Origin of the sequence: Moorena sp. SIO1G6, assembly GCF_010672795.1 — a bacterium.
Lineage (GTDB): Bacteria > Cyanobacteriota > Cyanobacteriia > Cyanobacteriales > Coleofasciculaceae > Moorena > Moorena producens.
The window spans coordinates 1-25,158 of the sequence record NZ_JAAHFZ010000081.1; the positions used below are offsets into that span (position 1 = coordinate 1).

19 protein-coding genes, 3 pseudogenes and 1 CRISPR repeat array are annotated in these 25,158 nt (G+C 44.0%); of the genes and pseudogenes, 10 read left to right on the forward strand and 12 right to left on the reverse strand.

Annotation, left to right across the window (positions count from 1 at the left end; genetic code table 11):
• Positions 1-402: 402 nt before the first annotated feature.
• The gene (locus F6K63_RS33670; RefSeq protein WP_287314557.1) at positions 403-7,176 is read right to left on the reverse strand and encodes a translocation/assembly module TamB domain-containing protein; all 6,774 of its coding nucleotides are present in this window, start codon (positions 7,174-7,176) and stop codon (positions 403-405) included.
• Positions 7,177-7,412: 236 nt separating this feature from the next.
• Entirely contained in the window at positions 7,413-7,619 is a 207-nt protein-coding gene (locus F6K63_RS33675) for a hypothetical protein (RefSeq protein ID WP_131827050.1), read from the reverse strand.
• 592 nt (positions 7,620-8,211) lie between these two features.
• Between F6K63_RS33675 and F6K63_RS33680 the strand changes: the two genes are divergently transcribed.
• Both F6K63_RS33680 and F6K63_RS33685 read left to right on the forward strand, forming a co-directional pair.
• Positions 8,212-8,859, forward strand: coding sequence for a DUF3318 domain-containing protein (locus tag F6K63_RS33680; RefSeq protein WP_008187651.1), 648 nt, complete (start codon positions 8,212-8,214; stop codon positions 8,857-8,859).
• A gap of 353 nt (positions 8,860-9,212) precedes the next feature.
• Positions 9,213-9,461: a pentapeptide repeat-containing protein gene (locus F6K63_RS33685; protein WP_287251150.1), complete on the forward strand. Its 249-nt coding sequence runs from the start codon at positions 9,213-9,215 to the stop codon at positions 9,459-9,461.
• Here the strand turns inward: F6K63_RS33685 and F6K63_RS33690 are convergent.
• A complete protein-coding gene (locus tag F6K63_RS33690; RefSeq protein ID WP_008187645.1) occupies positions 9,445-10,224 on the reverse strand; it encodes a 7-carboxy-7-deazaguanine synthase QueE in 780 nt (259 codons plus the stop codon). The two genes, F6K63_RS33685 and F6K63_RS33690, sit on opposite strands and share 17 nt — an antisense overlap.
• 115 nt (positions 10,225-10,339) lie before the next feature.
• On the opposite strand from F6K63_RS33690, the gene F6K63_RS33695 reads away from it, so the two are divergent.
• Together F6K63_RS33695 and F6K63_RS33700 are read left to right on the forward strand one after the other, a co-directional pair.
• On the forward strand, positions 10,340-11,329 hold the full coding sequence (locus tag F6K63_RS33695; RefSeq protein ID WP_044494201.1) for a sugar transferase: 990 nt from the start codon (positions 10,340-10,342) through the stop codon (positions 11,327-11,329).
• 462 nt (positions 11,330-11,791) lie between these two features.
• Positions 11,792-12,190 carry an ATP-binding protein gene (locus tag F6K63_RS33700; protein ID WP_008187640.1) on the forward strand — a complete coding sequence of 133 codons (399 nt, stop codon included), beginning with the start codon at positions 11,792-11,794 and terminating at the stop codon, positions 12,188-12,190.
• Here F6K63_RS33700 and F6K63_RS33705 read toward each other — a convergent pair.
• The 4 genes and pseudogenes from F6K63_RS33705 to F6K63_RS38125 all read right to left on the reverse strand — a co-directional run.
• Positions 12,187-13,074, reverse strand: a complete 888-nt coding sequence (locus F6K63_RS33705; protein WP_008187638.1) for a hypothetical protein — start codon at positions 13,072-13,074, stop codon at positions 12,187-12,189. The genes F6K63_RS33700 and F6K63_RS33705 overlap by 4 nt on opposite strands.
• Before the next feature lie 217 nt (positions 13,075-13,291).
• Positions 13,292-13,801, reverse strand: a complete 510-nt coding sequence (locus F6K63_RS33710) for a hypothetical protein (RefSeq protein ID WP_008187636.1) — start codon at positions 13,799-13,801, stop codon at positions 13,292-13,294.
• 253 nt (positions 13,802-14,054) lie between these two features.
• Positions 14,055-14,285, reverse strand: a complete 231-nt coding sequence (locus F6K63_RS33715; protein ID WP_131827051.1) for a hypothetical protein — start codon at positions 14,283-14,285, stop codon at positions 14,055-14,057.
• A gap of 107 nt (positions 14,286-14,392) precedes the next feature.
• Positions 14,393-14,542: pseudogene (locus F6K63_RS38125) on the reverse strand (IS1 family transposase); the annotation flags it as partial.
• A gap of 1,592 nt (positions 14,543-16,134) precedes the next feature.
• Between F6K63_RS38125 and F6K63_RS33720 the strand changes: the two are divergent.
• Both F6K63_RS33720 and F6K63_RS38130 read left to right on the forward strand, forming a co-directional pair.
• Positions 16,135-17,391, forward strand: coding sequence for a glycosyltransferase family 4 protein (locus F6K63_RS33720; RefSeq protein ID WP_008187629.1), 1,257 nt, complete (start codon positions 16,135-16,137; stop codon positions 17,389-17,391).
• A gap of 181 nt (positions 17,392-17,572) precedes the next feature.
• A pseudogene (locus F6K63_RS38130) lies at positions 17,573-17,656 on the forward strand (Uma2 family endonuclease); the annotation flags it as partial.
• On the opposite strand, the gene F6K63_RS33725 reads toward F6K63_RS38130, so the two are convergent.
• Positions 17,644-17,973 (reverse strand): hypothetical protein, encoded by a 330-nt coding sequence (locus tag F6K63_RS33725; RefSeq protein WP_131827052.1) that lies wholly within the window; start codon positions 17,971-17,973, stop codon positions 17,644-17,646. The pseudogene F6K63_RS38130 and the gene F6K63_RS33725 overlap by 13 nt on opposite strands.
• Before the next feature lie 169 nt (positions 17,974-18,142).
• On the opposite strand from F6K63_RS33725, the gene F6K63_RS33730 reads away from it, so the two are divergent.
• A complete protein-coding gene (locus F6K63_RS33730; RefSeq protein ID WP_287252742.1) occupies positions 18,143-19,882 on the forward strand; it encodes a GMC family oxidoreductase N-terminal domain-containing protein in 1,740 nt (579 codons plus the stop codon).
• Between the two features lie 5 nt (positions 19,883-19,887).
• On the opposite strand, the gene F6K63_RS33735 is transcribed toward F6K63_RS33730, so the two are convergent.
• Positions 19,888-20,307, reverse strand: coding sequence for a trypco2 family protein (locus F6K63_RS33735; protein WP_287252741.1), 420 nt, complete (start codon positions 20,305-20,307; stop codon positions 19,888-19,890).
• A 451-nt stretch (positions 20,308-20,758) separates the two neighbouring features.
• Positions 20,759-21,700 (reverse strand): formylglycine-generating enzyme family protein, encoded by a 942-nt coding sequence (locus F6K63_RS33740; protein ID WP_502708403.1) that lies wholly within the window; start codon positions 21,698-21,700, stop codon positions 20,759-20,761.
• Positions 21,701-21,735: 35 nt separating this feature from the next.
• Positions 21,736-22,113: direct repeats of the CRISPR family, unit length 25 nt.
• A gap of 192 nt (positions 22,114-22,305) precedes the next feature.
• On the opposite strand from F6K63_RS33740, the gene F6K63_RS33750 reads away from it, so the two are divergent.
• Positions 22,306-22,446 carry a hypothetical protein gene (locus F6K63_RS33750; RefSeq protein ID WP_287252734.1) on the forward strand — a complete coding sequence of 47 codons (141 nt, stop codon included), beginning with the start codon at positions 22,306-22,308 and terminating at the stop codon, positions 22,444-22,446.
• Between the two features lie 30 nt (positions 22,447-22,476).
• On the opposite strand, the gene F6K63_RS33755 is transcribed toward F6K63_RS33750, so the two are convergent.
• Positions 22,477-22,947 (reverse strand): REP-associated tyrosine transposase, encoded by a 471-nt coding sequence (locus F6K63_RS33755; RefSeq protein WP_502708404.1) that lies wholly within the window; start codon positions 22,945-22,947, stop codon positions 22,477-22,479.
• Between the two features lie 206 nt (positions 22,948-23,153).
• The gene (locus tag F6K63_RS33760; protein WP_287314559.1) at positions 23,154-23,393 is read right to left on the reverse strand and encodes a hypothetical protein; all 240 of its coding nucleotides are present in this window, start codon (positions 23,391-23,393) and stop codon (positions 23,154-23,156) included.
• 921 nt (positions 23,394-24,314) lie between these two features.
• On the opposite strand from F6K63_RS33760, the gene F6K63_RS38135 reads away from it, so the two are divergent.
• Positions 24,315-24,485, forward strand: a complete 171-nt coding sequence (locus tag F6K63_RS38135; protein ID WP_502708402.1) for a reverse transcriptase N-terminal domain-containing protein — start codon at positions 24,315-24,317, stop codon at positions 24,483-24,485.
• Between the two features lie 95 nt (positions 24,486-24,580).
• Positions 24,581-25,030 (forward strand): annotated as a pseudogene (locus F6K63_RS38140) (reverse transcriptase domain-containing protein); the annotation flags it as partial.
• Between the last annotated feature and the right edge of the window lie 128 nt (positions 25,031-25,158).

Here is a 25,158-nt window from a genome sequence, read left to right on the forward strand (position 1 = left end):
TGTCACCAACATATTCATGGGGGCAAGTCGAAAGACTAGAATATCTAGGAGCCGGATGAGGGGAAACTTTCACGTCCGGATTTGAAGGAGAGGTGCCCTGGGTAATACCAGGCATCGACTCTAATGGTCCAGGTGAACTTATCTGTAGTATTTTGAACAAATAGTATAATGTAAGCTATCAGCGTGTCGCGTATCAGCGAACAGCGATTAGCGCTACTTGAGGTGCTACTTGAGGTGCTATCAGCTATCAGTTTTCAGCTATCAGCTATCAGCTTTTGGATAAAACAGGTAAGCATTAGTTTAATCTAAGTTACATTAGTTGACGGCTGACCACTGACCACTGATCACTGACGGCTGACGGCTGACGGCTGACTGCTGACTGCTGACTGCTGACTGCTGACATCAAAATTGCCATTTATATCTAACTTGTACCTCATTAAACACGTAGTCGTAACTCAATTCAACTGAGGAAGTTTGTCCCAAATCATAAATGGCATCGAAGGTTGGGTAAACCTGTAAATCAGCTAAACCGATGGATCTCCCGACATTACTGACTTGTTCTTCAACAGTAAATAAAATATGTTTGATAATTGGTCGAACAACATACTGAGTAATCACTAACTCAGCTATTTCTCGTTCATTGCTGTTAGCGATAGTTTCAAATTGGGTAATAAAACTGTTACCGAGCAGAGCGATAATTCCACTTTCACTGCGGGGAGGAGTACTGGTTAAGGTGACAATGGGAGAAAATAGAAACGCTTTGTCCTCACTATTAGCTATAGCTTCCCCATAAACACACTCAGAGAGCTGTTGGAATTGTTGCCGAGACAAGATGGTTGTTTTTGAACCAAGTTTAGCTAGTCCCCTATCTTGTCCACTACTGGTAATTTGCTGATCAGCACAATAATCTTTCTCTCCTCCTAGGGCAAGGATTTTACTAGTTTGACCTTTGATGGCGAGGGTTACCTTTACTTGGTCGGGTCGAGAAGACTGCACGACATTCTCAAGGATTTCGTTATCAACCCGTCTTTGACGTAAGGCACCAGAAGGCTCAAAGGCTATGGTGATAAACTTAAGATCTAAATTGGGATTGAGTAATCCCTGTTCTGGTACAAATACAATGGTGTTATTGTGCCGCCTGTCTGAAACAAATTCGGTTTCTAATACATCAACTTCCCAACGTCGTAGCGTAATTGTTCCCAATCCTTGTAAGTTTTGGAGATTGCCATTGATAGGACCGTTGAGGGTTAAATCACCAGCTATTCGAATATCATATATGGGAAACTGTTGTACTCTTAACTCATTTACCAAATTTATCTGAAAATTCCTTAACCTAGGCACAAACAGATTATTTATTCTACTACGGACTACTGAGGGAGTCTGATTAGACGTATTCTTAACGGGTTTTTCGTCACTTGCTTGGGTCTTGGTTTCCTGTATCTTCGGTATAAAGGCTTGCCCATTTTCTAAGTTAATGTTTCCTCCAATAACTGGACGCAATGCTGAACCCGTAATCACGATATTACTTGCTACTCCCCCTTCATAGAGCCCTGCTAACTTTAGGTTATCTTTAGGAATTGTCAGGGTTAGGGGATTGGAGGAGTTTGTCGTATTTGACGCTATCCTATTTGACACTATCGGCAATTGCCCAGACAGGGAGAATCCAATCCCTGCTAGGTTACCCTCGATAGTTTTTTGACCTTCTCTATCTGGATAGTTTACTACTTCCAGGCGCTGCTGATCTAACTTAACCTTGCCTACAACATTGAGGGTAAAGTCATCTTCTAGGAGCTTAGTTTTGAGAGTGCCATTCTGGATATTAACCTCAGATGTTCCTGATAAGTCTTTAATTTTGATACCATCTGCTAACTCCAAACTTCCACTAACATCCAGGTCTATATCAGCGGTTCTATCCTCTCCATTCACCCATTCCACTTGTTTTTGAGTCACTACACCAAGGAGTGCCATTGCTGGAGTTGCCAGCTTGAGGTTGATATCTATGCGATCGCTATCTGGTTTGGGGGGAAAGGGGACTTTACCAGAGACTTGTAGATAATCTGGTTTGTTGGTGTCAAAGTCAAGACGAGAATCAACATAGTCGAAATTGACTTCAATATCATCGAGGGAGGTATTATTGACGGAGCCATCTACAACAGCGACTTGCCCATTGGTGACTTGGGGATTGGTGAGACTACCACCCAGCTCGCCTTTGGCATTCAAGTTACCTGCAATGTCAAAGGGAATAGTGACAAAATTGCTGGCTAAATTGCTAACGGTCTCTAGAGATAGATTCTGGAGGAGGAAGTTTCCTGAGTTGCTTTCTTGGCCAAGCTGTCCTTGAAATGCTAAGACTGTTTCCCCCAATTCCATTCGGGCTGGCTGCACAGTAATTACACCTTGGTCGTAACTGCCTTTACCAACCAATTGGTTGAGCACAATTACTTGATTGGGAGAATTAGCATACCACTGCCAATTGTTGCCTTCAACATTAAAATCGACTTTAGGATTAGTCAAGATTCCAGCAACAGCAATTTCTCCAGTATACTTACCTCGAATATCTAAATTAGTCAGGAGTGTAGTGGGATTAAACGGGTTAGCAACAGCGTCGTCTTGGGCATTTATTTTGGCAAACCGTCGTAGGAGAGTAGCTAGGGAGCCATGTATAATACTAGGGAATGGTCGTAATTGGTCAGCGTTGCCAAATTTCTTGTTACCAATTTTATCACTAGAGGAATTAGTAGTAGAGGAATTAGTAGTTTGGAATCCTTGAGCGATGTCGATAATATCAACACCTTTGACAATAGTCAGGATGTCTTCAATATAAGCTTCTGGAATAGTCAGCTTGCCATTTATTTGTTGAGACTTGAGATTAAATCGACCATTTTTGAATAAATATCGACTGTTGCCTAAGATTAAAGCAGCTGATGCGATCTGGGCAATATGATCTTGATAGGAGAAGTTAGCACTAACTTGTTTAGCGTTTATTTCTCCTATAGCAAGTTCCTTAATTTCGATAGTATTACGACCAGAGGTTTCTAGGGTGAAAAGATTCAGGTTAGCTTGCCCTGTTACCTCGCCTTCCAATCTACCGGGAATACCGTAGATCAAACCAGGGGTCAGATTAAGGATAGCTAGGGAAAAATTCTTGATCTGAGCCCTTAAGTTATCTCCCCGGCGTACTCCTGTGATCAGAATCGGGAATTGTGACCCTTGTCCCTGTTGGAGTGTAAAGGATGCAGGCAGATAGGGAGCAAGACATTGGTCTCCTCTAGTACAGGGTTGGAGGCGAGTTGCGATCGCATCTTTCTTTCCTCGTAAATCTATGGCTAATTCTTGTCCTGGCGCAACGGTTACTGGCCCAGCTAACACTGGGTCAAAGGTTAAGTCGTTAACCTTCAAATTCGATAGCTGTAGATTCCCGGTCATATTCAAATTCCCAGGTAGGAAAGGGGCTGAGAGTAAATTTTTCCCTTGGATGCGACCGTTCAAGTCAGCTTGACCCTTGACCTGAATTTGATACCCTGGGGAAATTTGCTGCAAAGGTAACCGACTCAATAGCAGGTTATAGGGCAATTTACTGAGATCAGAACCAACCTCTAGGTTTAGATCAGTTCCAATCTCCCATGGCATCTGACTAGGGTTAGTTTTGGTGAGATGGGACAGTAGGATTACTCCATTAGCATTAAAGGAATGTTTTGGCAACTCTAGCGATATGGTATTTGCTTTAATGGTAGCAATAGCACCAGGATTGAGCAGAGGATTGAGGTTTCCGGATAAATTCAGTTGACTGTTCAGCGGTCCTAGCTCTAGTTTTTGGTTACCCAGCTCCGGTAATAACTGACTAACCAGTAAGGATGAATCAAGATTATTGGTATTGATGGCAGCTTGCCATAAACCGTTGCTGAGGGTGCTATTTAGGTTAAGTTTCCCTTGGGCTATTACTCCGTTAAGGTCTGCTTGTAGGTCAGTCTGATTCAGTAGAATTAGGGGGTCTAGGGTGTTAAGTCGGCTCTTTAACTTGACTTTTCCCCCGATTTGGGTATCGATAGAGCTTGGAAAGTTAGCCAAGGCCATTTGAGATGCGATTTCCCCTACATCCAGGCTGTTTGCGATCGCATCCGCAGTCAGCACCCCAGAGCTTAACTGACCGATAGCATTAACGTTACCACCACCTACACCTAGGTTTCCATCAAAGCTAGCCTGAATTGCCTTGAGTAGGTCAAGGTTAAATGATGAGCCGAAAGCCAGTAGAGACTCTAAAGAACTAGAAAGGTTAGCTTTACCTGACTTGAGAGCTATCGGTAGCGCTAGATTAGGAATACTATTACTCAAGCTAATTTGACCAGCTAATGCATTAACATCCAGATTCCCTGACTTTAACTGACCTTTGGCATTAACTTGACCATCAGCCACCCCTAAGTTTCCCTCAAAATTGGCGTTGATAGTATTGAGGCTATTCAAGTCCCGATTCAAGGCAGAGGCGAGCAGAGATGCCAGGCTTCCGGAAAGATTAAGCTGACCTGACCGTAGCGCTACTGGTATCGTTACATCTGGCACTAGGGGATTGAGCTGAATTTGACCAGCTAATGCATTAACATCCAGATTTCCTGAATTTAATTGACCTGTAGCGTTAACTTGACCATCAGCCACCCCTAAGTTTCCCTCAAAATTGGCTTTGATAGTATTTAGGCTGTTGAAGTCCCGATTCAAGGCAGAGGCAAGCAGAGATGCTATCGTTCCGGAAAGATTAAGCTGACCCGACCGTAGCGCTACTGGTATGGTTACATCTGGCACTAGGGGATTGAGCTGAATTTGACCAGCTAATGCATTAACATCCAGATTCCCTGAATTTAACTGACCTTTGGCATTAACTTGACCATCAGCGACCCCTAAGTTTCCCTCAAAATTGGCCTTGATAGTATTGAGGCTATTGAAGTCCCGATTCAAGCCAGAGGCGATAAGAGATGCTAGGGTTCCCGAAAGATTAAGCTGACCCGACCGTAGTGCTACTGGTATGGCCAAATTGGGAACTAGGGGATTGAGCTGAATTTGACCAGCTAATGCATTAACATCCAGATTCCCTGAATTTAGCTGACCTGTAGCATTAACCTTACCCCCACCCACCCCGAGCAACCCATTAAAATTGCCATCGATAGTATTCATCAGGCTATTGAGGTTGGGAGTTGAGCTAGAAGATAGCAGAGACTCCAGGGAAGCAGAAAGGTTGATTTTGCCAGAATCTAAACCAATCGGTAAACCCAACTTGGGCACTACCTTATTCAGTTTAATTTTAGAGGCTCTGGCGTCCAACTCCACCATGCCCCGATTTACCTGACCTGTAGCCTTCACCTTACCCCCTTCTACCCCCACCTGCATATCTCCTGTTGCCTCAATAGATTTAGGAGAAAAGGATTTGAAACTACCAGAGAGGTTGATTTTTCCTTGGGTTAACTGTCCCGACAGGGGTAAGAAGGGGTCTAGAGGCACAGCGTTAGCCACTACAGTAGCTTCCCACTTACTGGTTTTAAGGTTTCCTGTACCCGTAGCAGTGATTCTCCCTTTACCGACCTTGACCTGGGTGTTACGCAGTAAAATATTCTGATTGAGCAACAGGAGTTCTCCAGCACCAGAAACCCCGATATTCTTTGAAGATGAAGTGGATACCGCTGGTGCTTGCCAAATTAGACTCCCTTGGGGGTTTTGAGTGTTTCCTCTGATGGTAGCTTGGGCGTCGAGGTTGCCCAGGGTAATCTGAGATGGCAGCTTATAGGGAGATGCAATGGCATCCACCGGAAGGGCAGCGATAAAATCGAACGCTAGGGGCATTCCCTGAGGTTTAGTTCCCCCTTGCTGGTCACTAGCCAGTCTTACTTGACCACGCCCAGTAATTTTCCCACCTGCCTCAGGTTTTACTAAGAAATCCGTCAAGACCACTTGGGAAAAATTCCCAGCCAAGTCAGCCCGAATCTGAGCCAACTTAACCTTGTCGATGGTGGTCACTTTAGTATTCCGTAGTGTGCCAGTCACCTCTGGCTGGTTAATCGGACCGGTAATCGATAAGTCCGCTGCCATTTCCCCATCTACTGGCACTGGGGATTTCAGCGGAACAGTTTTCAGCAGTTTCGCCAAGCTAAAGGGCGTGACCTCAACATTCAGGTCAAACCCTTTTGTCCAACCGACTTGACCAGATACCAACGCTTCAATTGCTCCATAACTCCCCTGAGTTTTTTCCAAGCGCACCTGGTCTCCCTGGAAGCGCAGTCTAGCGTTAGCCTTCACCGGTGCCTTCAACGGGTTTACTTGCACCTGAATCCCTTTAAATTCAGCCTTACCCTTAACATCAGGGATTTCCTTAACCGAAGGCAGGGAAATATTCAGTTTGGCATCTAATTCACCAGATTGGAGATTAGCTGGGATATTGGGAATAACCGCTCTGATTAACGGCATCAGCTCCGCCAATGCCAAGTTTTGGACGTTGACCCTAGCTTGACTTTGCCCAGTTGTCAGCCATGTCTTGCCCTCCAGTTTGGTCTTACCCTCAGCAATAGCAGTTGTGATACTATACTTGAGACGCTTATTGTTGTTGGATAAGCCAGCAGTAGCATCAAGTTTGAGCTTGAATGGATTAGTCTGACCATAGGGTAAAAGGGCAATTTTACCATTCCACACCCGCACCTTAGCATCCAAATCAATCGGAGGAGAGAAGGAATTATCGAAATTCAAGTCTTTTAAGTTAATCCATTCCCCATTCGCTTCCTGTTGGGCATACACATCCACATTTACCAAGTTAATGGTCACAGGCAAAGAGCGTTTGACAAGTAAAGGCAAGGGATTAAAACCTACTTTGATCGCTTTGATAGCCACATGGTCAGGGTCAGTGGTGGTAGCTGGGATAGAGGATGGTCCCAACTCCAGGCTAGTCAGGTATAAGGCTTTCAGTTGTCCAACCCGTACATCTCGCTTGATGACATTACTCAGTTCAGTTTCAATCCAGCCAGGTAAGTTTTGGTATAGCCACATCCTGACCCCAAAATATCCCACCAGACCAATGGTCAGGGAGATCATGGCAAAGGTAATAGTAGAGGGACGTTTTCCCCATTGGAGTATACTGGCTACAGCACTCCGGCTTTGATTTGCCTCTGGTTCAGGGGGAGGATTTTGGGAAGACTTGGTCATATCCGAATATCAGGATGATTAGAGGATTTGCTGAAAATTATTCCAGATCGGCTGCAATATATTCCGGAAATTGACTGATACAGGGTCGCTAAAATTTTATGGAATTCCCCAAGCCAAAACCCCGTGTTTTTAAACCACCGGATATAGGCTCGTAGCGACTTTAGTCGCCGTGGAAAAATATCTTGAGGAATTCCGGAATCATCGTTAAAGCCAATATCGTCAAAGCCAATGTAGACTTAAATATAGAGTACAGGCTGCAAAACCGTTGGCTCAACCGGGAAAGAGACCCGCAATTTGATTGACCATAAAGTAGTAATGCTCGGAGGGTAGGGAAACTCCTCCTTAAAAACCCAACCGTCAATTAAAAGTTGGCGTGTGAACCTAGAAGAATCACCTTTGAGATAAAAACGGTGCGCTTGACCTTGGCGAATTAAATTCGCCAAGGTCAAGCGCACCGCAAAGTACGGTGGGGCACACCGGAACTTGAGGAAAAGGAAGGGAAACGGACTTTTAAGGCACTTCCAGGAAGTACTCCAACGCTTAAGGAGAACTGCCCTCTAGGTCTGTCGTGAATTGACTGGGGACTTGGTGTTTTCACGGGTTTTTGGTTAAGCATTGTCCTATTTTTGGCGGCGTCAAAGATTGGAACTCGGCGGTTTACGGCGGCTCGTTGATCTAAGAATCCCCGCGTCTAATGACCGGGGAGTGTCAAAGCAATCTTAATTTACTGGTGAAAATTCTGAAGATAGGGTGATCGGGTAATGGGGATAATTGGTAATGGGTTAATCTGGTTTTTGAGCTGTCAGCCCTGAAACGCTACTATAAATTTAAATACAGAAAGAGAAGACCATGGGCGAAGCGCTTAGTGCCTAGTAGTACCCTTAGGGATTAGTTTGACGTACTACTGATAGTTAGCTTCCTCGAAGTTCACTCTCGTCGAGTACACAACATCTTAAACTTGGGTAAATCGAATTCGTCGATACTGTCCGGTCACAAACAGCTCAATTTGAAAAAGTTTTTTGTAGGAGGATATGAATGACATCCTATGCAGCGTCTTCTGCTAGAGCAGAAATGAGTGAACTCCGACGACTAAAAACCTTACTACCACCAGAGCTACAAAGCTGGGTGATGGTGGAAGGGTCAACAGAAGTCAATCCCCCCTTGGTTCGTTGTGAAGAACTAGGTTCAGACGAGGTGGAAATTCAAATTGACCTAACTAAATGGGAGCAGCTCGCCCTTGACCAGCGTAACCTCCTGTTTTGGCATGAAGTTGCCCGGATTCAAAATGACACAATTCCTAAAGAAGGCTGGGAAATGGCAGCCCTAGCCATTGGTTTAGGGGGTGCTGTCGGGGAACTCTGGGTACAAGATGGCTTACTGCTGCTGTTAGCATTAGCCCTATGCGGAGTCTCAGGTTGGCGACTTTATCAAAAAAACAATGGGGAGAAAAACCTCAAATATGCTATCGAAGCTGACGAAAAAGCGATCGCACTAGCTACTCGCTTTGGTTATACCCTACCCAATGCCTACAAGAGTCTAGGCAGTGCCTTGAAAACCTTAATTGAAATCACCCCTAGTCGTCGTCTACGGCGCAGATACGAAGACCGGCTCTCTGCTCTCAAACGCAGTGCCGCTAAAGCCAAAGCCCAAGCCAAAGCCAAGGGAGAAGGCACAACCATGTAGTGTGATGTCTAGGCAAGACTTAACTGTTGGTTATTTGTTGACGGTTATTTGTTGACGGTTATTTGTTAACTGTATGTTTGTTGACTGTATGTTTGTTGACGGTTATTTGTTGATGGTTATTTGTTAACTGTATGTTTGTTGACTTTATGTTTGTTAACTTTATGTTTGTTAACTGTATGTTTGTTGACTGTTGTTTGCTGACTGTTGTTTGTTGACCTTGGCCAAAAGGCCACGCAATCGCGTTCAACTAAAATAACCTTGGCCTAAAGGCCACGCTACGCAAACAACCTACCCTTCACCGAACGCCAAAGGCGAACAACCTTGGCCAAAAGCCCACGCAATCGCGTTCAACCTTGGCCAAAAGGCCACGCAATCGCGTTCAACCAGCTAACTTTCAACCAGCTAACTTTCAACCAGCTAACTTTCAACCAGCTAACTTTCAACCAGCTAACTTTCAACCAGCTAACTTTCAACCAGCTAACTTTCAACCAGCTAACTTTCAACCAGCTAACTTTCAACCAGCTAACTTTCAACCAGCTAACTTTCAACCAGCTAACTTTCAACCAGCTAACTTTCAACAGACCCCTAAAGCTGACCGATAATTTTATGGGTCTGAGGCACCACCCTTACCTGCTTAAGAGAATGCTTCATTAAAGCCTGCCAAGCCAAAACCTGCTCCGGAGTAGGAGCAACTATTGGTTGCCCAGACCCCTCCAACGGAGTCACTGGTTGCAGAAATACTGGAATTTCCGCGCTAACCGCTGCTACCAAATCAGCAGATTGTTCTAACTCCGTGGGGTCAGTGTGGCAATCAATAATTAACTTGACAAATACCTCCACTGATGAGTTGTGGCACAGCTTGAGAAATTCCCTGTGAGCAGCCCATCTGTTTTCTCCACTCACACTGGGCAACTTAATATCCATACCCACTGAGTCCAAATAGGGCAAAAGCCTTGCCATCTCTTCAGGACGATGACCGCCAGTTTCTAGGTAAATGGGCAATCCAGTTAACTGTCGTAGCTCAGGCAGACATTCCACCAGAAACGGAGTATGAAGTAAAGGTTCACCACCAGTGAGGCTAATGCTATCGTGCAATCGATGTTGATTTTGTCTGTCAACCCATTTCAGTAGCGATCGCAGGGGGACTGGATTTGGATAAGTTTCAAAATCACGCTTACCGGGAGTCTGTTCCACCTGGCATTGAGGAGGGACAGCCCAGGTATGGAAACTGTCACAGAAATGACATCTTAGATCACATAGGGCAAACCGGATAAAGATCTGACGAGTGCCAACATTTAGCCCTTCTCCTTGAATAGCAGAAAAAACTTCGATCAGGCGGGCAGTTGCTTGAGTCCCACAGAGCATGTTCAGATTTTCAAAGATTTCATAATATTTGACTATTTTTTTGGCGAATCCTAGCGTTCTAGGACAAAATAATGGTCAAGACTATAGGTTAAAATCTAGCCCTTTTTCTTCTATGATGGTTGATTCAGTCAAGAGCGACAATTTCCTGGTAGTGTTCTCACAAGATACTCCCGTGGTGGAATTACCCAGTCGTGTCAGTGTACTAGAAGCTGTGGAGTTTAAGCAACTATTCCAGCAGCTTCTCCAAAAAATTCCTCTGCCTGAAACAATCATATTTGATTTTCACCAGACTAATTTTATCGATAGCAGTGGTATCGGTGCATTAGTGAGTAATCACAAAAGCGCCCTAGAACAAGGGGTTAAAACGTTGCTTAAAAATGTCACTCCCCAAGTCATGTCTGTATTGGTCATTACAGGACTAGACCAAAGGTTAACCATACAACCATCAGATAATAGTACCACACTAAGCACCAACAAATCAGTAAATCACTTACCAACAACCCATCCCTCCGTTAGATCTCCGGTGAAGCGATTAATCGATATTCTGGGTGCAATCGTGGGTTTGGGAATTACTGGTATTTTATTTCTTCCCATTGCCCTTGCTATTAAGCTAGATAGCCCTGGTCCGATTTTTTTTGGTCAAATCCGTTGTGGTTGGATGGGAAAGCGGTTTCGGATCTGGAAATTTCGCTCCATGTGTGCTAACGCTGAACAGCTAAAAGAGAAAGTTAAAAATCAAGCTGATGGCAAAGTTTTTAAGAATGAGAATGACCCCAGAATCACCAGAGTAGGTCATTTTTTACGGAAAACCAGCTTGGATGAACTGCCTCAGTTCTGGAATGTTCTGAAAGGGGAGATGAGTTTAGTAGGTACAAGACCACCAACAGTCAATGAAGTAGAAATATATGAGGTTCCCGAGTGGCAACGTTTAAACGTAAAACCGGGTATCACTGGTGAGTGGCAGGTGAATGGACGCTCAAAAATCCGTAGTTTTGAAGATATCATTCAAATGGACTTAAAATACCAACATCACTGGAGCTTAGCCCATGATATCAGAATTATCTTCAAAACTATCCTGGTGGTGGTTCGTAAAGATGGAATGTAGTTTTATGGTTAGATGAGTTTGGACCCATCACCTTCGCCCCTACTGGGGAAGGTGATGGTAATTTATGAAATGCCAGCCTAGCTTACCTTGGAACCGAAAACTATTTTTTAATAGTAGATTAGAATAGACCTCTTGTCAAAGTATTTTTGTGATCCTGTCTTTCTCAATTATTGTCCGCTGATCCAAAGTTCCCTTGTCCGAAGTTCCCGACAACTGCCGCGAAGTCTAATGCCATAGACCGTGTAAACACCAGAATTTTTAAAAGTACCATCAAATTCGATCAATTTAGGCTAATATAGTGGTTCCCACTAGACCGATCTGCATCGACATGATGATCGGAACCTCCGTGTTGCAGAAGAGTCATTGTTGTTTTTATCTTACAAAATAGTGGTGCTTATTAATAAAACCTGGAAACTCAGTCGGTTAATGTGCAATGGAAAACCGCTTCGAGAATCTCGTCTAATGGTCCAAACAGACTTGAGTGAAGTCAAAGATGTATTACAGTGGTTTGAGGAATTCACTTCTGACCTACTGCCTCAGCAATTTTGGCAGCAGTGTCAAATTGCTTTGGTGGAAGGATTTACTAATGTAGTACGCCATGCTCATCGACATTTACCTAAAACTACAGTAATAGAGCTGGAGTTAAAGTTATTTACTGATGGATTAGAAATGCGGCTTTGGGACTATGGACAGCCTTTTGATTTCCAATCCAAGCTGGAATCCCTCTGCCAAGAGGACTATGACCCTTTAGAAAAAGAAGGAGGCAGAGGGTTGATGTTTATGAATCAGCTGACAGACGAAGTTTCCTACCAACGTCTGTCTGACGAACGTAATTGTCTACTAATGCGTAAATGGTGCTAGATTTCCGCTGCGGCGCGTTCAATTAAGCTACGCGCCAGACTTTGAATGCCAGTGTGTTCATAATAGTTAGTAGACATATCCAGAAAAGCGGCGAGATAGTCTAACTTGTCATCAGAAAACTCAATAAAACTTTGCAAGTTATTAGCGATTTGTTCTGGGGTCACACCTCGGTCAGTAACGAAATCACTCATCCATCCCTTCACCGATTCAAAGCTTTGACCAATAAAGTTGAGCTTGCCTTCGGAATCATCCCCAGGAATCGCATCCTGGATCCCTTTGAAACTCCCACTTTCTTCCAACTCGTTGGGAGTTAGACGCTCTAGAGTTGACTGTACTCCCATGATAAAGTCAGGACCAAGGGGAATCAGACCATCAAAACAAACCAGTGCTGCCATACGCATTATAGATGCGCCACTATAGTCAGCTAAGGCACCCACAAAGTCACCAATGCTATCCCCAGGCAGACCATTAATTTGGCAAAAGCCGATCAATTCCCCTACCACTTTGATGGACAGATCGATAGTTTGGGCTTTGTCAGCTTTCGGAGTCAACCTGTTCAAGAAACCCAACAAGGGAATTTTTTCACCAACCTTGTTCGCTAAAGCTGCTGTCCCCAAAGCCGTACCAGTGCTATCAATGGTTTGGTAAATCCACAGCGCTCGTTGGTAGCCCTGGGAGCGGTCATTGAACAGATAGACGGCGCGATCGCCAATTTCCTGAATTACCTCTTCGTCTTCTTCACCAGTGATCGCACGAATGGTATTTTCAAATCCCACTAAATTTTCCCACTCTCCAGGCACAACAAAGTCTAGAGACTTCAGCGCCGAGATGGTCAGGTTCTTCGTTGGCAGATCATCAACGATTTCAAAAATTGCTTTGCTCACACTCAGACTCCTTTACAATCTGATACCTTCGAGTCATTAGTCCTTGGTCATTAGTCCTTGGTTATTAGTCCTGAGTGACCAACACCGAGTCTGATCGTAGTTACTGATCGTAGTTACTGATGACTAATGACTGATGACTAATGACCTACTCACCCGTGATTCGTGTGATTGAGGATGCTTATTCCCCATTCACCTTTTTCCTTGTAGCATTTATTTACTAAAGTCGGGCAAGACCACTGAGGTTAAATTTTGCTAACCAGGCTTTGCGATCGCTAGCGGTAAACGACGGATCTCGGGATTGGATCTTTACCTGGTAGCGCTTACCGACCAAAATAGCGGTTTGAGTGGAACCAATTTCCCGGGCTGGATAACCAGCAATGGTTTGACCACTTTGCTGATATTTGGCAGCAGTGGTAGGAATGCTGCTGGTATCGGAAATTGAGAGAACTGCCACCTCAGTGCCATTTTTCTTCAACTTGGCTTGAGCAAAACCTTTTTTCTCCTGGGTATATACTCGTTGATAACCACCCCCTGATGGTGGGAAAAACTTGTTGAATTGAGACCCTTGAGTGGCATTCTTGGTAACAGCCTGACCACTTCTAGCCTGGCTGCTGGCCTGTTGTGCCTGGTCAAAACGAGAGGGGGCTTTTTGAGCGCAGGATGTTACCAGCAATACTGTGCTGAGTAACACGGTCGCTAAAATTGTTTTTACACGAGAAATGGTCATCGTTTTCTCCTGGAATGATTTATGCTGCTTACTTAGCAAGACTATCTCGGGGAAACCTTACCAGAGCTATATAAACAAAGATTTCCCAAGTGCCCCATGGCTTGGTCAAATAAGTGACCAGTAACACTATCCTACTCTAGGCATAAAACCACTACCCCCTTCTGGTATTGAGCAACTGGTCACAACGTTATGCCAAGGTGTACTCCCTGCTTAGTAGACGAAGTCCAAAGCTAAAACACCTGCCAAAGCCATCCTAGAAAATTGTAGTCAATACTTGGCAAAATGGGGAGCAGGGAGTAGGGAATAGGGAGCAGGGAGTAGGGAATAGGGAGCAGGGAACAGGGAATAGGGAACAGGGAATAGGGAACAGGGAATAGGGAACAGGGAATAGGGAACAGGGAATAGGGAACAGGGAATAGTTAAAAAATTGGCGTTGCATTACTGTGGGATGATTTAGAGTTTTTTTCGATAGCGATCGCTTCATAATCCCTCCCAAATGTTAAACTGAAATTAATACTGAAATTAATTTAGTAATCCTTTTGTTTTTGAGATATTCAATCATGAATTTATTGACAACTATAACATCTATATTGACTTATAATAACAAAAGTTTTTACGATGTGATCGCGCTAGATAATGACGCAAATGACTATTCTATCCTTCGACCATTGTCATTGATTTTTTACTAACGCTCTGGTCTCCATTTGGACTAAATTGATGGTAAACTTTATATCCATATGTAATCAAATAGCAATAAAAATTATTGATTGTTTTATGATTTTTTTAAAAAGGGTTTGCCCTTTATTATCCTATTAAATATTATCAAATATCATCGGAATCCTTGTTTAAAGATGTCCATACCAAAATTTTAGTTTTTTTTGCTATAAATGTTTGCAGTTAATCTAGTTTACCCACTTGTGGTGTTTTGTAATTTTTATGATAATCAGGTAGCTGATTACCAATCTGCTTCACCCAACTAATTCCTGTATTATGATTGACTTTATGAATTCTTTCAATAGCCCTAAAACCCTTCCCCTTTAGGTACATAGTTAAACAGTATTATTTAACTTTTTTGCTCTCCTAGGGTGGCTAGGATAAATTAGTATAATAAAATAATCGCCATAGCCCTTACTAATTAAGGTTTTGAGTAATTTAAAAATGCAATTTTAATAAAAGCGCACCTAAGCGGTCTTGGGGGTTTACCCCATGAGCGACTGCATCAATACAATGTATTTTTATTTGATTGAATCCCTTGCTATTTAAGGGGTTAAGCTCATTTAACCTACTCATTTACTATAATCAGTATAGGAGAGCCAACTTTTTGAGAATAACATAATTTTGAATAAGACTAAATAAATTGGCGAGCACAGCTCTTACATTGATAATTTTCTCCCCCCTTATGTGACCATTTTTTCAATACTATTAGACTGAAAATTAGGGCAATTTATACTCAGTTATTTCATGAGAGTGCTAAAGTTTAACTTTTTTATTAATTAAAAATTATCCCAGAATCATGCAACGCCAAAAAATTATGTGTAGGGAGCATGTCAAATTCGCCAAATGTACTCAAATAACTCATAACTGCTACTGAAACCCCGAAAACACTGTAGTTCAAGCGTTTATAGTTCAAGTGTTCTTACAAAATTGACCTGCTCCCTATGTGTACCTCATAGCTATGAAAAATGCTATACAATTCGACGCAGCTTGGATATGAAAAATGCTATACAATTCGACGCAGCTTGGAAATGATATTACTTATTTTTTATAAAAATACTTTGGAGATTATAGAATAATTGTTAATTAATTTTTAATTCCTATGCCATCCGTAAAAATTCTGAAAAAAAAATCTATTTTCCCAGAAAATGCGGGATTGCACCCATGAATAAAAGTGTTTTTTTCGATATAAATATAATTATTGGTAAATGAAATTATCCGTTGATTTCAAAAACTAGTTATAGCTCGGTAATCAGACGCTCATTACCAATTACCAATTACCAATTACCAATTACCAAAAGGGAGGATTTATTAGTTGCAGCCATAATCAGAATTGGCATAAAGATTCTTGCTGTAGCTCTTAAAGAGGCTTTAGTAATGCACAATTATGATATTTTGGTCAAGGGTGTTTATGTTAAATTTTGTTACAAAAACTGTCATTCAGGCGTAAAATATGGAATTGAAGCCGAATAAATAGTTATAGGGTTAAAATCCCTGATTGGGCATTTTGCACCACCAACCTGACTTGACAATGGTCGTGAGTTCTCAGTGCTAAAGCCAATAAATCAATACACAAATTTGGTGAGTCTACACCCGGCTGGCAACATCTACTAGAGATTATGCGAATCCTAATATATTCTTACAACTATCATCCAGAGCCAATTGGGATTGCCCCATTGATGACTGAACTAGCAGAAGGGTTGGTCAAAAGAGGCCATGATGTTCGGGTCATTACTGCGATGCCCAACTATCCTCAACGTCAAATTTATGAGGGATATCGAGGAAAATTGTATCTTACCGAACACATCAAAGGTGTGATTGTAGATCGCTGTTATGTGCGGATTCGCCCGAAACCAAATTTGATCGACCGATTATTGCTAGAGGCAAGCTTTGTTGCTACCAGCTTCCTCAAGGCTCTGAGTTCTCCTCGCCCTGATATCATTATTTTAACTAGTCCACCACTGCTAGTTTCCCTACCAGCTGTGATTTTGGGGTGGATACACCGAACGCCAGTAATTCTAAATCTCCAAGACATTTTGCCAGAAGCTGCTATTAAAGTAGGCTTACTGAGCAACCAACCTCTAATCCGTGCATTAGAGGTTGTAGAAAGGTTTGCTTACCGCACAGTCACCAAAATCAGTGTGATTGCTGATGGCTTTACCGATAACTTGCGCAGCAAGGGTGTGCCAAGCTCTAAAATTGTGAAGATTACCAATTGGGTTGATGTTAACTTCATCCGTCCTTTACCAAAAGAAAACAACTCCTTTCGCACTGCCCATAACCTTAATGGTAAGTTCGTTATACTCTACTCCGGTAATATTGCCCTCACTCAAGGTTTAGAAACTCTGATTAAGGCAGCATCTAGGGTGCGTCACGTTCGAGATATTGTGATTGTGATCGTTGGAGAACAGAAAGCTTTAGGCCGACTAAAGCAGTGCTGTAAGACTTGGGACGCCAATAATGTTAAGCTGCTGCCATTTCAACCTCGGGAAAAACTACCGGAAATGCTAGCAGCAGCGGATGTGGGGTTGGTAATACAAAAGCAGAATGTAATTTCTTTCAATATGCCCTCCAAAATCCAAGTACTGCTAGCTAGTGGTCGCCCCATCCTAGCTTCTGTTCCTGCTAATGGAACCGCTGCCAGAGCTGTCAAAAAAAGCGGCGGTGGCATTGTTGTTCCCCCAGAGGATCCAGAAACTCTAGCAGAAACAATCTTAGAGTTGTATAAGGATCCCGCAAGAGTTACATTACTGGGCAACAGAAGTAGACAACATGCTCTTCAATATTATTCATTTGATCAAGCTCTCAACCGTTACGAAGAACTCTTTTCTGACATTCAAAATCAGCGGTTACTGGCAGCGGTTCAGAAGTCTTGATGAATCCCTTTTACTGATTAGGGAGTAGGGAGTAGGGAGTAGGGAGTAGGGAGTAGGGGTAACAAAATTGAATGCACCTCATAAGTATTAAACGTTCTTTAGTGGGATGCTAAAAACCATGACTCGAAATGCGTTCGCGAAGCGTGACCTACGGTCAATCGCGAAGCGTGGCCTACGGCCAATCGCACTCAACCCAACAATTCCTCCCCTGGAAAACGGTGACAGGCTGACTCAGGCTGAGTTTGAGCGTCGCTATGATGCCATGGCCGTTGAAGGTTGAAGGTTGAAGGTTGGTTTGTTGAACGCGATTGCGTGGCCTTTTGGCCAAGGTTGAAGGTTGAAGGTTGAAGGTTGGTTTGTTGAACGCGATTGCGTGGCCTTTTGGCCAAGGTTGAAGGTTGAAGGTTGAAGGTTGGTTTGTTGAACGCGATTGCGTGGCCTTTTGGCCAAGGTTGAAGGTTGAAGGTTGAAGGTTGGTTTGTTGAACGCGATTGCGTGGCCTTTTGGCCAAGGTTGAAGGTTGAAGGTTGGTTTGTTGTTCGCGATTGCGTGGCCTTTTGGCCAAGGTTTAAGGTTATCCAATTCTTAGCACTCAAACGGTTACACATCAATTTCATCTGGCTATCTCCCCATCTCCTCATCTTCCCATCTCTCCACACTTCCCACACTTCCCACACTTCCCATACTTCCCACACTCTTGGCCTGTTCGCTATTCGATATAATAAAATAATTTTCTTAAAAAACCATTCCGATGATGTACGATACGATCGTGGTTGGCTCTGGTAACGGAGCCTGTGGGTTTCTGAGCTATTACCTAGAAGCTGGTAATGACAGGTCTATCCGGGAGCGGGTGTTAGTGCTGGAGGAGGGGGATGATTTCTTTACTACCAGCGACATTACCCACCAGAACAACTGGACTAAGTCCTACGCGGAGGAAAAGGTATTCAAGTTGCACAATGCCCTGACTCCCAAGGGAATTCCGATTATATCTGGGCGAGCCTGCACTATGGGTGGTGGCGGCTCGATTAACTATACCATGATGCATGAGTCGTCGGAGTGGCTGGCGACACATATTGGTCAAACGGCAGCCTATTGGGACAGCCTGAAGGCAGAGTTGAATCAGAAGTTTGCTAGACCAAACCCGGTAACCGATCCGTCACCTGTGACTAAACAAGTACTCCAGGCGGCTGAGAAGGTTGGTTTTGTGACCAGTACAGACGCTATCGACAATATTCCTAATTTGGAGGTGAGGGATACTGGCCTGTTGCACCTTTTTCCAACCCAGTTCAACTCATTTGGGCAGCGAACCCACAGCGGAGTATCCATTGTCGATTGGTTTGGCCAGGGAGTGGAGATCAAGACTAGGTGTAGGGTTGAGAGACTTGAGTTTTCTAAGGAGCAAGGGCAAAAACCACGGTGTGTGGGGGTGCATGTTAAGTACCTGGACACGGGGATGACGGAACGCTTGTCTTTGCTTCCTGATGGTGGAAAGGTGATTATGTGCGCAGGGGGTGCGACGCCACGGCTGCTCTGGTCTCACCGCGAGGAATTGGGAAACGATCTGATCGGGCAGCATGTGAATGACCATATTGTCATGCCCCTGGGTCTCTACGTGGTGGATAAGAGTATCGATGTTACCCCTCGGGATGTGTACATCTCTGTGTTTGCTACAACGGTATGGCAACCAGAACCAGAACAACCGGGACAGGAAACGGTTTGCTGCTTCGATTTCTTTTCTGGTAATTTTGAGAGGCTGTGGTTTATGATTGCCCACCTTTATCTGGCGTTCCTGTTCCCAAACTGGCTCAAGAAGTTCGTGATCAGGTTACCTTGGTTGTTTAATATCATCAAGAACGTGATTAGGGTGTTTCTTCAGGCAGTCAATTTCATCATTAACCTGTTATGGGGACTTTATAACTTACTTCAAGGCAAACCATGGCATGATGAAGCCCACTTGATTACTGCGGCGATTAAGTTTAATGCTGCTAAAGAGGGTTGCTATTCAAGGGACGACTCTCGGATTGAATTAGATTTCTTTGGAGAAGAGGAACAATCCCATTTCAATCAGGATAAAGTGGTAGCTAACAGTGAGATTGCCAAGCACATGGCACTGTTGAACGGCTTGGGAGAACAGCCACATTGGTTAGTTAAGTGGTTCTTGCGACTGGTAACTAAGATGCCCTACGAAGAGAACCAGATTGAGGAGTATGTTGATGTTTACAGTCGCAGGTTTTTACTGTCGGAGCAGCACTTGTCGGGGGGATGCCTATTCGGTAAGGCGATTGATAAAGGACTCGACAATGCAATAGATACTGGTAAAGTATACGGGTCAGCTAATGTCTATGTGGCTGACCTTTCTGCTGTGCCCTTGCCCCGGATTAGTACGCAGATGACAGCTTATTTGATTGGTTTCCATGTGGCGAAGAGGATATGTGTGGGGAATGGGGAATCGGGAGTCGGGAGTCGGGAATCGGGAGTCGGGAGTCAGTAATGCTGTTAGTCACCCAGGTCATCATTCAGATTTCCTTCTTCATTGCCTTTAAGGAGTGCCCTTAAAGAATTATTGACCGTGGTTGGCACCTTGTCTCCATGAAGGGTCTGGTAAAATTCCAGCAGACGCTCCTTATCGAAGAGGGGAGATAATTTGACTTTGACTTTATGAATCTCATCCCGTCCCAGGTCGCCACCGACTTCGCCTCCTACCTCGCCCCCAGTTCCTAGCACATTAATTTTGATATTCCCCTTTGCTCCTGCTTTTGCAGTTCGCTTGACACTAACTTGTAGTTCCAGTTCCACAGATTCAACACACAACAAGGGAGCATCTTTTTCCTGACCTGGTGCTACTGAGAGCAGATCTTGTTTAACCTGTTGGATAAATTCAGACAATCCAATGGGGCTGTTATCGTTGTTAAACATTAATCTTGTATAATTATTTAAGCAACAGCTACACTATAGGCAGCTATCTAGGTAGTTGTCACTGGCTTGATGCCAGTTCTACCTATCTTAAATTCGTTGTCACTGGCTTGATGCCAGTTCTACCCATTTTAAATTCGTTGTCACTGGCTTGATGCCAGTTCTACCCATTTTAAATTCGTTGTCACTGGCTTGATGCCAGTTCTACTTTTACAACTACTGGCTTGATGCCAGTTCTACTTTTACAACTACTGGCTTGATGCCAGTTCTACGTGTGGTATAACCAGCTTTTGTAGAACAGGCTTCCAGCCTGTGTCAGTCTCCATCCAACAATAATCTGGGTCACTGGCTTGATGCCAATTCTACACTTGTCACTGGCAAGATGCCAGTTCCACGAAGGGGAGAGGAAAAAGGGAAAACAGGGTAAAGGGCAAGAGTGCAAAAGGGTTAAGGGTTAAGGAGTCCACGCACACCCACACACCACACGAAAACCAACAGAGGCGTCGAGGTCGTGCCAGAGAGCCGGATTATAGACGAAGCGAGACCCAGAACGGCAGACCACAGGGTAGTAGAGCCAGGAACCACCCCGCAACAGCCCGGATATTTCTTTAAGATAATCTTTAAGATAAAGAGAAGGATAATTATGATCAACTAAATTATAATTATCAAGATTATAATTTTCACGCCATGCACTGCCATCTGTCGGCGCACCTTCATAGTTATCATGCCAATGGTCTGCACACCACTCCCACACATTCCCATGCATATCGTAGAGTCCAAAGTCATTCCCTACCCCAAAACTCCCCACTGGGGTTGTTTTTCCACGATAAATCCCTGATGGCCCATTACCATAAGACCCTTTCCAAGCAAGCTCTTCATCATCTATTCCAAGATAATTAGCAAACTCTGTAGTAATCGTCTCTCCAAAATGAAACGGGGTGGTTGTTCCGGCTCTACAGGCATACTCCCACTGGGCTTCGCTGGGCAAACGATAAGGGCGTTTGGTATACTGGGACAGCCGCTCACAAAATTCCACCGCATCATACCAGGAGACTCGCTCGACAGGTAGGTCTTCCCCTTTAAAACGGGATGGATCGGGTTTAAGTTCTGTGTTGACTTGGGGTAGGGCGGCGATTGCTTGCCATTGGGCTTGGGTAACTGGGTATTTGCCCATGAAGAAAGATTTAACGGTGACTTGATGCTGGGGACTTTCACTGTCTCTATGCCCCTCTTCGGTTTCTGGGGAACCCATAACGAAAGTGCCACTGGGGATGGCAACCATTTCCAAAGTGATACCATTTCCCAAGTCTTCAGGAAAGTACTGAATTTCTCGCCAATGGTGGTTGATAATAAGGTTTGATTGCTGTTCTTCTTGACTTGTTTGTGGCATCACTATGGTTGGGTTTGACTGATGTAGAACTGGCACTGATCATGTAGAACTGGCATCAAGCCAGTGAGAAGAATGATGAGATGGTAGAACTGGCATCAAGCCAGTGAGAAGAGATCAGTTGTAGAACTGGCATCAAGCCAGTGAGAAGAGATCAGTTGTAGAACTGGCATCAAGCCAGTGAGAAGAGATCAGTTGTAGATGAGATGGTAGAGCTGGCATCAAGCCAGTGGTTGATGGTAGAGCTGGCATCAAGCCAGTGGTTGATGGTAGAGCTGGCATCAAGCCAGTGGTTGATGGTAGAGCTGGCATCAAGCCAGTGAGAAGATGATCAGATGGTAGAACTGGCATCAAGCCAGTGGTTGATGGTAGAGCTGGCATCAAGCCAGTGGTTGATGGTAGAACTGGCATCAAGCCAGTTAAGCTAACCCAGTGATTGGTTTGTGCTCAGCTGGGTTGGGTGTGATTAAGTTATCGAAGACCAATCCATTGTAGAACTGGCATCTTACCAGTGACCAAGATTATTCTTTGATTGAGATTGACCAAGGCTGGAAGTTGCTTCCGGCCACTGGCAAGATGCCAGTTCTACCATACAGATATTGACCACTGGCAAGATGCCAGTTCTACCATACAGATATTGGCCACTGGCTGGAAGCCAGTTCTACCATACAGATATTGACCACTGGCTGGAAGCCAGTTCTACCACACAGATATTGACCACTGGCTGGAAGCCAGTTCTACCACACAGATATTGACCACTGGCTGGAAGCCAGTTCTACCATAGATTATTTTACAGAATATTTCTCTACACTATCCATTTGCCAGAAGAAAGGATATGTTTCAGCCATGTCAGATAAATTAGCTTTTACAGGATTTTGTCGGATATAGTGCCAGGTTTCTAAAAATTCTATTTCATCTCGAATAATGCGATCATATCGCTCGTATTGCCAAACAATACCGATATGATTCATTACTTTAGGAACTTGCTTAGAACTATAGCTTTTAATGCTGTGGATAATACTACCTAAGCTCCAATATTCCTGATCAGATTTTGGCAAAGGCTGCATTAACCAATGCACATGATCCGGCATAATCACAACAGCATAGGTTTTGTACCTTTGGTTATTGAAGAATAAACAGGAATCTAGAACTACTTGTCTGGCTTCTGGGGTCAACTCTAGCTTTTTAAACGTATTAAAAGTGACAAAGTAAATTGCTCCTTGTAATTCCCAGTGAGGAAGAGTCCTTTGGCTAATTTTAAGATTTTGGGACTTTCTGAAACTGGTATAATTCGTAGAACTGGCATCTTGCCAGTGATGATCGGAACTAGCATCTTGCCAGTCATAAGTAGAACTGGCATCTTGCCAGTGATAATTATTAATATTCGGTTGAGACCGCCTCGAAGCCTGTGCCCCATAGGATGGAGAGTTAGGGGTAGTCATTAGTTACATTTTTAAAGACATTAAGGGGTATATTTTTTCATTTTAGTGCCTTGAGACAGGCTGGAAGCCTGTTCCACAGTTATCAAAGTAGAACTGGCATCTTGCCAGTGATGATCAAAGTAGAACTGGCATCTTGCCAGTGGTTGTACAAGTAGAACTGGCATCTTGCCAGTGGTGATCAAAGTAGAACTGGCATCTTGCCAGTGGTGATCAAAGTAGAACTGGCATCTTGCCAGTGGTTGTACAAGTAGAACTGGCATCTTGCCAGTGGTTGTACAAGTAGAACTGGCATCTTGCCAGTGATGATCAAAGTAGAACTGGCATCTTGCCAGTGATGATCAAAGTAGCACTGGCATCTTGCCAGTGATGATCAAAGTAGAACTGGCATCTTGCCAGTGATGATCAAAGTAGAACTGGCATCTTGCCAGTGGTGATCAAAGTAGAACTGGCATCTTGCCAGTGGTTGTACAAGTAGAACTGGCATCTTGCCAGTGACCAATATGAGGCAATATTGCCAGTGAACAATATGATGGAATATTGCCAGTGAACAATATGATGCAATATTACCAGTGACCAATATTTAATTTGATTGATATTGACACATTCATAAAGGCTAGTGCGGCTCGTTCTTACTAGGAGCCTCTAGAGACTAGAGGGGTATGAGTAAGGGGAATCGCGAGGATTAACACCCTCAAAGATTTCTAACTGTCTAGCGGATGGCGGTGAAAACCCGTCCCTTGAGGAGACAAGTGACTCCCTACCTTGGCCACACCGAGCAGGCGACATCCTAGCAGAGTGAAGCTGGCAACAGGGCGCAATCAGTTGAAAGTAAGCAGGTGACAACACTGGCGCTAACGGGGAGGTGACACGGTCAAACAAGTCCTAGAAAAGTGCCCGACGGGACTACCACAACCTGACTAAAACCATGTGGAATGTATCCCCTACTCTCACAGAGCTATTAGCCTGGCATCTGTAACCTCCGAGAGGGGGATGGGTAAAATGGACTGACCTAAATCACCATAACAATCCAAAAGACGGAATGAGTAAAAACGACAGCGAAAAAGAGGTCTAAGGAAAGGTCGAAACCTTAGTAAGTTATGTCAAACTTAATCCCTCCTGTCGGGTAGGATGTGACCGGAAACTGGTCACGGGTATCAAGTATATAGACTCCGGAAAAGAGCATGGGTAGACACAGCAAACCAAAAGCTAGTGACCTTTGGAAGGGACAACAGTGGAAGAAACTCCGCCAGAACCTCTTTCGCCTACAAAGGCGTCTATATAAAGCAGTTCGAGATGGTGACCTGAGAAAAGCTAGGTCACGACAGTTACTGATAATGAAATCCCGTTCTTGAAGTTACCGTAAGATAGTTGAGCCTTTATAGTTAGTCGGTTATGCGTCAAAGGTTTAAGTTTTTTGTAATAAGGCTCAACTATCTAAGGTTTCGTCTCAGCTCAGCTATTGGCCATCCGTCAAGTGACACAGCTCAACAAGGGAAAGAAAACCCCTGGTATTGATGGAAAGTCGTCCCTCACATACCAGCAGAGATTAGAGCTTCTTGAGCAATTGAACCAGCATGGTTCTGACTGGAAACATGCCGGACTCCGGGAAGTCCCGATAGCCAAGAAGAATGGGAAAACGCGAATGCTAAAAATCCCAACAATCGCTGATAGAGCATGGCAATGTCTAGTTAAATACGCCCTAGAACCTGCGCATGAGGCAACCTTTCACGCCTGGAGTTACGGGTTTAGGACTGGACGCAACGCGCACGATGCACAAAAGCATGTATTCGACCATCTGAATTCAAGCAAGAACGGCATCACCAAAAGGATAATAGAACTAGATATAAAGAAGTGCTTCGACCGCATATCCCACAGCTCCATAATGGATAGATTGCTAGGGCGTGTCATCAAATAGGTGTCAATCCAGTTTAAAATAGATAAATTCTTGGCGAGTTGAGTAATTTCAGGAGTGGTACAATGACGCGCCGCTATGCTTTGCGGAATGACCAGTGGGAACGCATCAAA